General features: G+C 60.1%; 11 protein-coding genes. All 11 read right to left on the bottom strand.

Annotated elements, in window-relative coordinates; all coding sequences use genetic code 11:
• Window positions 1–30: 30 nt before the first annotated feature.
• A complete protein-coding gene (locus ACO06F_RS08595; protein ID WP_421696277.1) occupies window positions 31–975 on the bottom strand; it encodes an ABC transporter permease in 945 nt (314 codons plus the stop codon).
• On the bottom strand, window positions 972–2027 hold the full coding sequence (locus ACO06F_RS08600; protein ID WP_421696278.1) for an ABC transporter permease: 1056 nt from the start codon (window positions 2025–2027) through the stop codon (window positions 972–974). The genes ACO06F_RS08595 and ACO06F_RS08600 overlap by 4 nt, the downstream gene beginning before the upstream one ends.
• Window positions 2027–3541 (bottom strand): ABC transporter ATP-binding protein, encoded by a 1515-nt coding sequence (locus ACO06F_RS08605; RefSeq protein ID WP_421696279.1) that lies wholly within the window; start codon window positions 3539–3541, stop codon window positions 2027–2029. Before ACO06F_RS08605 ends, ACO06F_RS08600 begins: the two co-directional genes overlap by 1 nt.
• 132 nt (window positions 3542–3673) lie before the next feature.
• Entirely contained in the window at window positions 3674–4690 is a 1017-nt protein-coding gene (locus ACO06F_RS08610; RefSeq protein WP_421696648.1) for a BMP family protein, read from the bottom strand.
• Between the two features lie 239 nt (window positions 4691–4929).
• Window positions 4930–7251 (bottom strand): N,N-dimethylformamidase beta subunit family domain-containing protein, encoded by a 2322-nt coding sequence (locus ACO06F_RS08615; RefSeq protein WP_421696280.1) that lies wholly within the window; start codon window positions 7249–7251, stop codon window positions 4930–4932.
• Window positions 7252–7253: 2 nt separating this feature from the next.
• A complete protein-coding gene (locus ACO06F_RS08620) occupies window positions 7254–7622 on the bottom strand; it encodes a hypothetical protein (protein ID WP_421696281.1) in 369 nt (122 codons plus the stop codon).
• A 2-nt stretch (window positions 7623–7624) separates the two neighbouring features.
• Window positions 7625–9295: a branched-chain amino acid ABC transporter permease gene (locus ACO06F_RS08625; RefSeq protein WP_421696282.1), complete on the bottom strand. Its 1671-nt coding sequence runs from the start codon at window positions 9293–9295 to the stop codon at window positions 7625–7627.
• Window positions 9292–10173, bottom strand: a complete 882-nt coding sequence (locus ACO06F_RS08630) for a branched-chain amino acid ABC transporter permease (protein WP_421696283.1) — start codon at window positions 10171–10173, stop codon at window positions 9292–9294. The genes ACO06F_RS08625 and ACO06F_RS08630 overlap by 4 nt, the downstream gene beginning before the upstream one ends.
• A gap of 44 nt (window positions 10174–10217) precedes the next feature.
• Entirely contained in the window at window positions 10218–10928 is a 711-nt protein-coding gene (locus tag ACO06F_RS08635; protein WP_421696284.1) for an ABC transporter ATP-binding protein, read from the bottom strand.
• 15 nt (window positions 10929–10943) lie between these two features.
• Window positions 10944–11672 (bottom strand): ABC transporter ATP-binding protein, encoded by a 729-nt coding sequence (locus ACO06F_RS08640; RefSeq protein ID WP_421696285.1) that lies wholly within the window; start codon window positions 11670–11672, stop codon window positions 10944–10946.
• 8 nt (window positions 11673–11680) lie between these two features.
• A complete protein-coding gene (locus ACO06F_RS08645) occupies window positions 11681–13006 on the bottom strand; it encodes an ABC transporter substrate-binding protein (RefSeq protein ID WP_421696286.1) in 1326 nt (441 codons plus the stop codon).
• Window positions 13007–13068 lie beyond the last annotated feature (62 nt).

Consider the following 13068-nt stretch of genomic DNA (forward strand, 5'->3'; position numbering starts at 1 on the left):
GCAAACTCGCGCGGCGAGTACGGCCAGATTTCAGCGTTCTTCCTTTCGGAAGGGCCGGAGCAATGCCGGCGGGGCTGCGGCATCACGTGACATGACCGCCATCGCGAGGATGGTGAACACGAACGGCAATGCGAGAAAGACTTCGTAGGGAATATGAGTGATCCCTGCCGCTTGAAGCCTGAGTTGCAATGCGTCAACACAAGCAAACAGCAGAGCAGCCCCGGCGCAACGCCAGGGATCCCAGCGGCCAAACACCACAAGTGCGATGGCAATCCAGCCCCGTCCCGAGATGACGCCGAATGTAAAAGAGTTGAACTGTGCCATTGAGAGAAAAGCGCCGGCCACACCCATCAGCGCGCCGCCGAAAGTAACCGCCCAAAAACGTGTTGCAACGACATTGACCCCGGCCGCATCGGCAGCGCGGGGGTTTTCGCCAGCCATTCGCAGATTGAGCCCCCAAGGTGTGCGGTAGAGCAAGAAACCCAGCAGCGGGATGAGCAGCACAGTCAGATAGGTGAGAGCGAATTGATTGAATAGCGCCGGCCCAAGCACGGGAACGTCTGACAGGATGGGAATGGCAATCGTCCGGAAAGACTCGATTGTTGCTGGATGCGAGGAATCGGTGAAAGACAGACGGAAGAAAAAATAGGCCAGCCCGGTGCATAGCAACGTAATGCCGATACCGCACACATGCTGGCTAACCCCGAGGATAACAGTAAGCGCGGCATGGAGGGCTGCAAACAAGGCGCCCGTCAGCGCTGCAACCAGAATCCCAGTCCATAGGTTTCCGCTGTAGTAGGCGCCCATGAAACCAGTCATCGCCGAGAGCAGCATAATGCCTTCGATACCCAGGTTCAGAACGCCGGAACGCTCGGAAAGCATTTCCCCCAGGGTCGCCAATGCCAGTGGTGTAGCAATGCGAATGATGGCGGCGACAAAACCTACCTGGAATATTTGCTCGAGAACAGCGCTCATGCTGAAGCCGATCCAAATTGCACACGATACTGAGTCAGCAGCAGTGCGACCAGCATGGACAGCAGCGCAACGCCCTGGATGACCTGCGCGATAAAGGCAGGAACGCCGGTTGCGCGCGACATCGCATCTGCACCCACCATTACAGCGCTCAAGAAGAGAGCAGCCGGCACGACACCTAAGGGGTTGAGCCTAGCCAGCATAGCAATGACGATGCCGGAATACCCGTAGCCTGGGGAAATTTCTGCCATGACTTGGTAATGCACCCCACCGACCTGGCAGACACCCGCCAGCCCGGCGAGCCCACCGGACAAAAGTGCTGCCGTGAAGATGATGCGGCCCGTGCCGATGCCGGCAAAACTGGCCGCCTCGGGATTTTCGCCCGTCGCGCGGATCTTGAAGCCAAGGACTGTGCGGGCGATAATGAACCATACGACCGGAGCGGCCACAAATGCCGCCAGAACGCCGAGATGAAGGCGTGTGCCTTCTAGGAAGACAGGGAAATTTGCGCTATCTTCGATGGGGGGTGAAATCGGATAGCCGCTGAGGCTGTCCTTCCATGGCCCTTCGATGAGCGCCATGAGTCCGTAAAGGACGACCGAATTGAGCAGCAGTGAGCTGACCACGTCGTCCACCCTGAACTTCAGGCGCAGAACAGCCGGGATCATGGCCGTGACCGCACCTCCGGCAAAACCTGCAGCAAACATCAGGAAGATAGCGAGTGCGCCGGGCATGCTGATCGCCCCCACCATGCAGCTGAGGACCGCACCCGACAGCAGCTGGCCTTCGGCACCGATATTCCAGAATCGTGCCCGGAAGGCTATTGCAACGGCAAGCCCCGTGAAGATCATCGGGGTAGCGCGAACGAGCGTCTCGGTGACTGCGTAAGTGTCACCAAATGCGGCCGACAACATGACGCCATAGGCCGCAGCGACCGGCGCCCCCGCGATCTTGATGAGCACGCTGCACAGGACGAGTGTAGATGCGACAGCCGCGAGCGGCAGGACGATGTTGAGCGCCGGCGACACGTCCTGGCGAAGTTGCAAACGTACCATTAGGCAGCCTTCTCAAATGCGCCGTTCATCAGAAGACCGAGCTTGCTGACCGTCACATCCTCGGCAGTGAGAACCCCGGCGATGCGGCCTTCGTAGATCACGGCGATTCGGTCGCTCAGGGTCATCAGTTCGTCGAGGTCCTCGCTGATCACCAGAACCGCCCGGCCTGCGGCCCTTAGCGAGAGAAATTTCTCATGAACAAAGCGCGTGGCGGCGATGTCCAGACCACGGGTGGGCTGCGAGACGATGACGACCTTCGGATCGAAAGCCAGCTCGCGGGCCAGCAGCGCCTTCTGCAGATTGCCGCCAGAGAGCGTTCCGGTACGGGCGTGCGGACCACTGCAGCGGATGTCAAATTCGCGGATCTGCCTTTCGGCAAAGTCGATCATGCCCTTGCGGCTCGTCAGCGAACCATAGCTGAACGGCGCCTGGCCAATCCGCGGCAGGGCCATGCTTTCGGCCAGCGACATGGAGCTGATGAGGCCCGAAGCAAGACGATCCTCGGGAACGCGCCCAAGTCCCAGGCCCTGCACTTCGGCAGGCGTGAAATCACGAACCGTGCGTGTGGCAATCGTCATTTTGCCCGATATGGGCCTCAGCATGCCCGAGATCACGTCAGCGAGCGCCTTTTGGCCGTTTCCGGATACGCCGGCGAGACCGAGGATCTCACCCCCGCGCACGGCGAGCGACACATCCCCGATAGCGGTGCCGACATGCCCCGCGGTCGATATCCTCTCGAGCACCAGCAGCTCCTTGCCCTTGGGCATGGGCGGGCGGATCGTCGGCTTGATCTCCTGTCCACACATCAATTCGGCTATCGTCCGCGTGCTCGCGTTTCGCGGATCGGTGATCTCTCCCGTGACCCTTCCATGCCTGAGGATTACGCAGCGCGAGGTGATGGTACGCACCTCGTTGAGCTTGTGGGAAATGAAAACGATCCCGAGGCTTCTTGCCGCTATAGCCCGGAGCGCGCTGAACAGCCCGTCGACGTCCGGCGGGGCCAGCACGGCCGTGGGCTCATCAAGGATCAGCACTTTGGCGCCACGGAACAACGCCTTGATGATTTCGAGCCGCTGCTGTTCGCCCACCGAGAGCGAAGACACCTGCCGTTCCGGATCAAGTTTGAGACCGAATTCACCGGCAATTTCTTCAAGCCTGCGCCGCGCGCCTGGAAGATCGAGCCCTACTCCCTTACCCGGCATACCGACCAGCAGGTTTTCCATGACGGTAAGGCGCGGTGCCAGAAGGAAGTGCTGGTGCACCATGCCGATACCGGCTGCAAGTGCCTCTGCCGAGTTGCGTATACGGACCGGGTTGCCTTTCACCCTGATCGACCCATCATCGGCAGCATATGTACCAAAGAGGATGTTCATCAAGGTCGTCTTGCCGGCGCCATTCTCGCCAAGGAGGCCGACAATCTCACCCGGATAGACGTTGAGATTGACATGATCATTGGCCAACAGCTGACCGAACCGCTTTGTGATGCCGGCCATTTCGATGAGTGGCGTTACCATGAACTTGATCATCCCGACTCAGAGAGTGGCTCCACCTTCCCCGCCCAGCTAGAATGGCGCTCGTATCTCCGCCGCCCCGCTCCGCAGAAGAAGACGGAAGGGGACGGCGAAGGAAGGAAGGTTGCGTTACGATCAGTCCGAAACGGGCGTGTTTTCGTTCACGTCGACACGGAAATTGCCGTCGATGATCTCGGCCTGCCTTTTAGCCACCATGTCTTTGATATCCGCTGGCAATTTCTCTTCGAAGTTGTGATAGGGAGCGAGGTAGGAGCCTCCTTTCGCCATCCGCGAGAAATCGCCGTAGTCCTGAGCCGTGAAGACGCCAGCCTTGACCAGTTTGATCGCCTGTTGAACGGTTGGATACATGTCCCAAACGGGACCCGTAATCACGGTGTCCGGGCCAAGTTCTGACTGGTCGGACATGTTGGAGATGGCGAGCTTGCCCTTCTCCTTGCACGCTTCGATGACACCGAAGCGTTCTGCATAAATCACATCTGCGCCTGCATCGATCTGAGCAAGAGCCGCCTCCTTGGCCTTGGGCGGATCGAAAAATGAACCGATAAAGGCAACCTTCTTCTTCACCTGCGGATGGGATTCAGTCGCGCCCTGAAAGAAGGCATTCACCAGCCGATTGACTTCCGGAATGCCCATGGCCGCTACGGCCCCGACCACGCCCGATTTGGACATTTTGCCGGCGATAAGGCCCGAGAGATAGGCCGGTTCATGAATCCAGTTGTCGAAAACCCCGAAGTTGGGATCTGCCGGACCCGAGCCCGAGCCGAAGAGGAAGGCCGTCTGCGGGAACTGCTTGGCCGTCTTTCGCGACTCGCGTTCGGCCGCAAACGCGTCACCCAGCACAAGGCCATAGCCTCCCTTGGCATATTCGGTCATCACGCGGCTGAAATCGGCGGTCTCGACCTTCTCCGACCATTTGTAGTCGATTCCCAGTTCCTTCTGAGCCTTGAGCAGGGCCACATGGATCTGATTGTCCCAAGGCTCTTCGATCGGCGTGGCGAAAATCGCAGCAACTTTGAGCTGGTCACTGGCGTGGGCGGATCCGGCCATAGTGCTGGCAGACAACCCTGCGGCCATCATTCCAAGCACCTTCCGGCGCGAGTGGGACTGTGCCGGTATCGAGAGCTTCGACATCTGTTTCCTCCGAAGTCTTTTGTTATGAGTCAGGCCGGGTGTTTCCCGACCTGAAATCTGGACCAGTGGGTCAAGGTTGTCCAGAGTGCGTCGCCTGCGATGGATGGCGCCTCGCGAAAGACGCTTCCTTCTCGATGTCGAAGTTATGAAGTTCCCGTGGGCTTGCATGGCAAGAGCGAGATGATGACCTCCTTCCGGGACGAAAGCGTGATCTGCTGTCGGGCGTGATCAGTAGCTCTTTACCGCCACAGCTTTTCGTCGACGGTCCAGTGCCCGCCTGGAAGCTTGCCCTTCTTCAGGAAGGCATCGACAACGTTCTTCAGGACGCGGGAGGCGCTGTTCTCAAAGTTGTTGGCCGGCAGCGCCTGGCCATAGCCAATCGAGCCCGTGGCAAAGACCGCACCGTTGTTGGGCGCTGGAAAATAGATCATGTCGCCGCGGATGCGATAGTCTAGGGAACCAACAAGGCCCGCATAGGCATAGAGCAGTTCTTCGGTGACCAGCACATAGTTATCCGAGTGTCCCCCTGATGAGGCAATGATCTTGGTGTGAGGTGGCGTCCCGAGCTTGAGGTCGTAGCGGTCCACCTCTATGCCAGCGGCACCGCCATAGGCGAGGCCGCAGTCGCCGATGATCTCGCCTTCCACACCCTCCGTAATCCACGACACGGTACGGTGCCAAGCATCAGGCATCTTGCGGTAAGGTGTTGCCGTCTCGAAGCCTTCGGCAATGAAGCCAACACCAGTGAGTTTCTGCGGGGCGCGGCCGCGATTGCGCCACAACCCGCTCTTCTCGCCAGTCGTCTGGAGGTAATGCTCGCCGGGCCGGGCCGCCCAGGCGCGCATGCCCGAATCGAGCTTGCGGACCTCCATGCAGGCTGTGTCGTCCGGGTCGAAGCCGACGACCCAGTAGTAGCCGTTGCCGCCCATGTAGATGAGGCGGCCGCCCTGCGCGACATAGTCTTCCTGCGCGTCGAGCATGCGTTCGGAGACATATTCGGGGTGTGTGCCGGTCATCAGGCACGCATAGGACTTGATCGCTTCGAGACCTTCGCGGTGGAGGTCCTCGTCGGTGATGAAATCACAGTCGTAACCCATCTTCTCGATCCATGCGACGATCGACAGATCGGCCGGAAACTGCCAGGTGATGCCCATGCTGGACATACGGTACTTAGGCCGCATGTTGACGATCGGGCGGCGGAAGGACGAATAGCAGACGCCGGCACCATCCTCATAACTGTCATAGGTCGAGAGGCCATATTCGCGGTGCTCATAGGTCTCGACGTCGAGATCGGTCACCACAGGGGGCTGGCCGGTCATCGGCTGCACGATGTGGGCATCAAAGCTGAGGCTTTCGTTGCCATAGGCGAGGTAACTTGCGGTTGGCACCAGGAAGCAGAGCTGGTTGCCGGGCTTCGCGGCCCGCAGCACAAAGACGATGTATTCTTCCGCGATGCTGACGCCAGGTCCGACGCGCAGCCTGACGGCATAGATGCCGCTCTTCAGATTCTGAGGCACCACCATGCGCTTGGTGACCTCCCAGCGGCAGTCTGTGACAGTGTCTGGGTGGAACTCGATGCCGCCATATTGCTCCGGCGAGATGCGGAAGCAGTCGTCCTTGCCATTCCAGTTCCAACCCGTCATCGCACGGACCGGGTGGTTAACGCCCTTGGCGTGAAGCTCGTAAGGGCCGATGTCCTTCACCAGGTGGCCAATGCCGTTGGCCCCGTAGCCTGCAGTGGTATCCCAGTAAGCGAGGATCGTGCCGGCGGGCGGCATGACGCCCGCCCGGCACGCATCGAGTTGCTCGCGCGTGAAGGCACCCTTGCAGATCGCAGGACGATCCACCTTGCCCGCATACAGGTCGTTGACGAAGGTGCCCCGCAGCTCATGGGCGTCGAGCGCGCCCGCGATGAGGAAGGGAATGCCATCTCCGTTCACATGGCGGAACCGGAAGTTCTGGACGACGTGAGTGGCATAATCATCTGGAACGACGCGGCCGTAGAGCGAGTTATAGCGATTGACGACGCCCTCTTGATAGAGCTCGGCTCGGCCCGTCTTCGGATCATAGGATGCTGCGACGAAGTACCAGACATGGGGAAGGATCGGGAGCTCGCCGGAGACGTAATCGACCTCCTTGCCATCCCCAACCCAGAATTCGAGATTACCGGAAGGATTGATCCCGATGGCGTAGCCTTTGTTCCTGAGCGTATCCCAGCGGCCCATGATGGTCTGGCGCCTGCCCGACTGAGAGAGCGTTGGCCAGACATAGGCCATCAGTGTGATCGCCCCCTCCTCCGCCAGCTTGTTCGACGGATCGTTGACCTCCAGATAGCTGCCGAGCTGGGTGAACTGCTTCCTGACGGCCCATTTGCCGTTAATAGGACTGTCGAGCTCTTCCTCAATGAAGCCGGGGCCAGCGGGATGATTGTCGCCGTGTATCAGCCGGACGAGCTGTGCCGTCGCTTCGGTAGTACCGTCGGCATTGACATGGAAGGCTATCTCCTCCCCCGGGCGGACTGAGAGGCGATCGGCGTATCCAAATACCTTCTGCTGGGCCATAACTACTTTCCTGTGAGATCACTGATGTGCCGGATAAGCACGCCGTGGCGAGCCTCCTCCAACGAAGCGAAGCGCGCTTCGCCAATGTATGTAGGCGCCACTCCTCGCCGGCCGGTCATCGATACGATGCGGAAGGAACCGTCGGCCTCCGCCTTGACGGCATATTGCTCGGAGAGCGGGCGGCGCTGGCACCACGCAAGGAGCCTTGCAAGCGGTTCACTGTGGTGGCCCGTGGGGTTGCGGCGGTGCTCTTCGATGATGTCGGCGTTGACCACGGTCAGGAGATAGGCACGCGTCATCCTGTCCCACATTTCGCGGACATGCACGTCGGCGTCGGCCGGAAGCGTCGGCTGGCGTCTTGGATCCACCATCCTCACGTCTCCATCAAGTCATGAACGCGTCGCATGAACACGCCGTGGTAGGCTTCGTCCAACGTCGCGTATTCACGGTCGTCTACGAGGCGCGGGGAGACGCCGCGCGAGCCCGAAAAGGCGATGATCTTGTAGGGGCCGCTGAGCCCCGTACGGTGGAGCGCATATTTGTCGTCCATCTTGGCGCGGCGAAAATAGAGCAGCACCCGCTCCAGCGCCTCGCTGTGCTGGCCCAGTGGCTGGCGGCGATGCTCCTCAATGATCTGCGGCGAAACCAGGGTCTTGAGGTAATCGCGCTGCATCTTGTCGAAGCGGCGGAAGTAGATGTAGTCCTTGTCGCGCATCTCAGTGGCTTCCTCGGGCAGCACTTCGCCACCCTTCTCCGCGCGCACAGAGCGCCACTCGCCGCGCTTCTTGGCGCGCCAAGCACCGAACTGCTTGCGGATGCCGAAGTACCCGTTGTTGAGGAAGAGCACGACGAGCAGCATGGCGAGACCGATGCCGACGTAGCGCCACGGCCCCCATTCGATCAGCACATCACGCATGAATATGACAATCAGCGTGCCGAGCACTGCACCTTCCGCCTTACCGATACCACCGATGGTGATCATCGCCAGTCCCAGCAGCACGGTCTGAAAATCAAAGATCGCATAGGCCACGCCGCGGTATTGCGCGGCATAGAAACCGCCGATGAAGCCAAGCGCGATCGAGGTGAGTATGAAGATGGTTATGCGGGCACGGCGGTAATCGACACCGCAAGCCGCCGCGAAGGCCTCGCGCTTCTCGGGCGCCATGCGCAGCACACGCCCCAGCTGTTTCCCGTTGATGAAGCGGAACAGGAAGAGTGCCGCGAACATCAGCGCAAAGGAACTGTAGTAAGACACCATGGATTGCGTGAGGGGCGACCAAGACTCGCTGATGAAGGAGTTAGCGCCATAGAGGCCACCCGAGGCGGAGCCGAACTGCTTAGATGTCGTAAAAAAGACTCTGAATAGCTCATTGAGGCCCAACGTCAGCAGCGCGAAGTAAAAGCCGTCGAGCCTGAGCGCCGGGGCGGCGATGAGGCCACCAAACAGCAGCCCTATGAGCGCGCCAATGGGTGGCAGCAAATACCATGGCAATCCGAACTTTACCGATAAGAACGAAGTGACAAAGGCAGCCGTGCCGACTACCGCGTATGTGGCGAGCGAGAAGATGCCCGCCGTGCCGATGATCAGCGTCCAACAAATGTTGATCGCGGCGAAGATGCCGAAGGTGGCGCCCGCCGTCATCAGAGCGTTCATCTGGTCGTCGGGGAAAATCAGCGGCCCGATCAGCATGGCGATAAAGGCGAAGAGCCAGTAGATAGGCCGGCGGTCGAGGATCTTCTTCTCCGCGACGTCGGTCTTCGGATTGTAATGGGCGCGTATGTTGAGGACGTTGCGCCGCGTCGGCCACCAGCGCAGGCGGTTCCAGGTGCGCTTGCGATGAGTGGGCCATACGATGAAGTATTTTAGCCGGCCGACGAGGTAGGTCTTGACCTTGAAGGCGGTGTTCTGCCGCCATACAGCGGAGGGGTCCGTCACCGGGACAGTCGGAACCTCGGTGTTGACGGTGGCCGTGCCCCAGGCGGCGAGCGGGTTCTTCCAAACATTGGAAGAGTCCGCGGATCCATCCTGCGTGCCGTCGGTCATTGCTCGCGCGCCTTGTCAAGAAGGCCCGCGATTCCGCGTGGCCGTATGATGAGAACAAGAATGATGAAGAGGAACTGGGTGATGAGCACATATTGCCCCCCCAGGTACTTATTGGTCATGGCCTCCACGAGGCCTAGCAGGATCGCGGCGATAACTGCGCCCTGCACGGAACCAAGGCCACCGCACAGCGCAATTGATACGCCCTTGATGAGCGGCGTCAGTCCCGAGAAGGGGGAGATGTAATAGGTTTGGGACAACAGCACGGCAGCGAGCCCGCCCATGGCACCAGTGAGGCCCATCACGTAGATGCCGGTGCGGCGGATGCCGATGCCGACAATGGAGGCGGCATGCGGGTTCATCATCATGGCGCGAATCTCCAGGCCGCGGCGGCTGCCCTTCATCCACATGACGACAATGGCCAGCATCAGAACGGAGCAGACAACGATGCCGATTTTGTCAGCACTGAGCGTCATGCCCATGGTCTTCACCCTCCAGCGCCCGAACAGTTCAGGAAGCGACTTCGCCGTAGGGCCGAACATCATCAGCAGGAATTGGCTGCCGATCAGGCTGATGGCGAGGGTGGCGATCATGCCCCGGCTTGTGAAGGCCGGCTTGTCATGCAGCGGGATGAAGACGATGAGACAGATGAAGATGCCAGTGAGCGCGCCGCCCAGGATGCCGGCACCCGCGACAAGTGCCGGATTATGCGAGACGTTGTCGGCGACCAGCCAGGCCGCATAGCCCGCGACCGAGAAGATGAAGCCATAGCCAAGGTTGACGAGTCCAAGGCTCGACCAGGTAATCGACACGGCGATCGCGATGAGCCCATAGATGCTGGCCACCACGATGGCGTTGGTCAGGAGGAAGGCGATATCCAATCCGGTCTCTCCATTGCCAAGTTCGTTTCCTCGCGGGGCAGCGCCTAGGCGCCACCGCCGATCCTGAAAGAGGAGGATGCCTCGCCCTTCAACTTACCGGCATGCATGCCAATGATTCTGTCGACGCGACCTTCGAGCAGGGCCACGTTCTGTTCGGCTATGAACATGGCGCTGTCCTTCAGGTCGATCGCCAGCAGTGCCGACATCACTGCCATCCCGATCTTCGGCGCAAGACCCAACGTCGGCTCATCGGCGAGATAGAGCTTCGCGTCTGTCATAAGACCCCGGCCGATCGACACCATGCGGCGCTCGCCGCCGGAGAGGCGCCCGACTGGCGTCTTCATCAGCTTGCGCAGCGGATCGAAGATGTCGAGGACCCTCTCTTTGCGCTCCTTGCGGGTGCGCCAGGCCTCGGGCGTGAAGGCGCCGGAGTCGAGATGTTCCTCGACGGTCAGGCCGGTGAATATCTCATCGCCCTGCGGCATGATGGCGAGGCCTTTGCGCACGATCTGGTGCGTGTAGCGGCCCGGCCCTTGGCTGCGGGTTCGACCGATCTGCTCGCCGTTGAGCAGGATCGATCCGCGCTGCCAGCCGGTGAGGCCGGCAATCGCATAAAAGAGCGTGGTCTTGCCGTGGCCATTGAGGCCAACGATGCCAACGCGCTCGCCCGGGTGTATGACCAGATCGAGGTCATGCAGCACGCGGAGTGGGCCGTAACCGGCGGACAGACCTTCAACCTTGAGAATATCGCTCATCGCAGCCTTCGCACCCTAATGCGCCTCGAAATAGGCGGCGCGCACCGCAGGACTGTTGATGATCTCTGCGAGTTCACCCTGGGCAATGACCTCGCCCGCATCCATGACGATGACCCGGTCTGCGATCGATTCGAGAAGCTCGATGCGGTGCTCGACGATCAGCACCGCCACGTTCATCTCCTTCGACAGTATACGGAGGATCTGGTCGATCTCATCGATCTCGGCGTTGATGAGGCCCGCAGCCGGCTCGTCCATCAACAGCACCTGCGGACGCCGCATGAGGAGGCAGGATAACAGCAGCTTGCGGCGCTCGAAGGTCTTGAGCGAGGACGTAGGCTTGTCATAGGGCACGGTGAAGCGGACGAGGTTGGCGCCATACTCGGCATCGAAGCGCGTGAGCCACGGTTTGAAGGCCTGACGTGCAGCCTTGAGGGTTTCACCAACCGTCAGATCGTCCGGTACGATGGGTGTCTGGTAGGTACGGCCGATGCCGAGCCTGGCGCGCGCGAACAGCGGCAGCTTCGAGATGTCCGCGCCACGGAAGCTTATGCGTCCGGACTTCGGTACGTAACGACCTGAGAGGATCTCGAGAAGGCTCGTCTTGCCGGCACCATTTGGGCCGATGATGCCGAGCACTTCACCGGACCTGAGGTCGAAGCCGATGTCGCGAAGGACTTCTCGCCCGCCAAGGTCGAGCGAGATGTCACTGCACGAAAAGATCGGCGCGGATGCGTCATAAGGCATTCGTCAGATCACCACCAGGGTGACGGGCGCAGCTTGGATTCCGCGGTCTCGTCGGGCCAGATGATCTTGTGGGCACCGTCCTGGACCTGCACAAATAATTGGCCCATGCCTTTCTCGAGTTCGGCAGCCTGATTGCCGAAGCCGTTGTCCGGGAAGTGGAGGGCTTCCTGATATTCGTTGTTCATGTTCATCATGCCGCAAACGCCACGATAAGGGTTCTCACGAATCCACTTGCAGTTGGCGGCGAAGTCCTCCGGGCTCTTGGTAGCTTCCCAGGCGCGTTTCAGATACTGGACGATGTCATAGCCGTTGCCGGTGTAGACAAGCCCCATATTACCTTCGAACTTCGGGAAGCGTTTGACGTACTTTTCCCGGAACTCCTGGCCGGTCTTGTCGCCGTAGACGCCGAGCACGGTGCTCCAACAGAAGCCTTCGGTGGCGCTGCCGCCAAGCGAAAGGAACTCTGGCTGGGACGGGCCGTACTGGAGGTAGACGAGCGAACCTTCGACGGGATCGTTGATGAATTCCTTGCAGAAAGCGGCGTATTCGGCGGCGACCCAGTGGTCGATCATGATCGCCGCAGCATCTGTTTCCTTTAACTTCTGGATGACCGGACCCCAGTCATTAACGGGGTACTGGATATCGGTGACCGCCGCGAGTTCGAAATCGGACTTTGGAATGGATTCCTTGGCCGCCTTGAGGATGGTCTGGCAATAGCCGACCTGCTCGGCGACGATGTGGATCTTGCGGTTCTTAGGCTTCCAGACGCCGGTTTCCTCCATCTTCTTCAGCCAGATCGGATAGGTCCAGCCGTAATTTACCTCCGAGGGGTCGGTCTGGAAGCAGTGGCTGTATTTGGCGGGGTCGGCCTTGAAGGCGAGCGTCGCGTTGCGCTGCGTGTTGCCCTGCAAATAGGGGGCCTTATACTTCACCGACTCGTCCATTGCGGGGATGGGCGCGAAGACGAAGGCGTTGGAGATGGCATGGACCTTCTTGTCAATGCAGGCGGCGATCGCGGCGCGGCAGCTCTCGGGGTTCAGCTTGTCGACGTCCGGCACGAAGAGTTCGATCTCGCGGCCGAGCACGCCGCCCGCGGCGTTGATCTCTTCTACCGCCAGCGTCGTGCCGTTCAGGTGGTCGGTGTCGTCGGCCACGCCATAGGGCGTCGAGAGTGACGAGGGCACGCCGATCAGGATCTTGTCATTGCCAGCAGCAATCACCTTCGGTGCGGCGAGCGTCACGGCCGCCCCGCCCAAAGCAAACTTCAGCGCCGAACGGCGGTTCAGCGAACTGCCAGCAAATAATTTGGTGTCCCGTCCTGCTTGATCCGTCATGTTTCCTTCCTCCAGTTTATCGCTCCCCATTCTAGACTTTATGTCTAGACATTTAGATGAAG

The sequence above is a fragment of the Aestuariivirga sp. genome (assembly GCF_965227715.1).
Classification (GTDB): domain Bacteria; phylum Pseudomonadota; class Alphaproteobacteria; order Rhizobiales; family Aestuariivirgaceae; genus Aestuariivirga.

Bases quoted from the DNA above. Each gene is read 5' to 3' on its own strand.
- ACO06F_RS08640 (WP_421696285.1), bottom strand. From the start codon at position 11,672: ATGCCTTATGACGCATCCGCGCCGATCTTTTCGTGCAGTGACATCTCG.
- ACO06F_RS08645 (WP_421696286.1), bottom strand. From the start codon at position 13,006: ATGACGGATCAAGCAGGACGGGACACCAAATTATTTGCTGGCAGTTCG.
- ACO06F_RS08605 (WP_421696279.1), bottom strand. From the start codon at position 3,541: ATGGTAACGCCACTCATCGAAATGGCCGGCATCACAAAGCGGTTCGGT.
- ACO06F_RS08620 (WP_421696281.1), bottom strand. From the start codon at position 7,622: ATGGTGGATCCAAGACGCCAGCCGACGCTTCCGGCCGACGCCGACGTG.
- ACO06F_RS08610 (WP_421696648.1), bottom strand. From the start codon at position 4,690: ATGTCGAAGCTCTCGATACCGGCACAGTCCCACTCGCGCCGGAAGGTG.
- ACO06F_RS08615 (WP_421696280.1), bottom strand. From the start codon at position 7,251: ATGGCCCAGCAGAAGGTATTTGGATACGCCGATCGCCTCTCAGTCCGC.
- ACO06F_RS08595 (WP_421696277.1), bottom strand. From the start codon at position 975: ATGAGCGCTGTTCTCGAGCAAATATTCCAGGTAGGTTTTGTCGCCGCC.
- ACO06F_RS08625 (WP_421696282.1), bottom strand. From the start codon at position 9,295: ATGACCGACGGCACGCAGGATGGATCCGCGGACTCTTCCAATGTTTGG.
- ACO06F_RS08635 (WP_421696284.1), bottom strand. From the start codon at position 10,928: ATGAGCGATATTCTCAAGGTTGAAGGTCTGTCCGCCGGTTACGGCCCA.
- ACO06F_RS08600 (WP_421696278.1), bottom strand. From the start codon at position 2,027: ATGGTACGTTTGCAACTTCGCCAGGACGTGTCGCCGGCGCTCAACATC.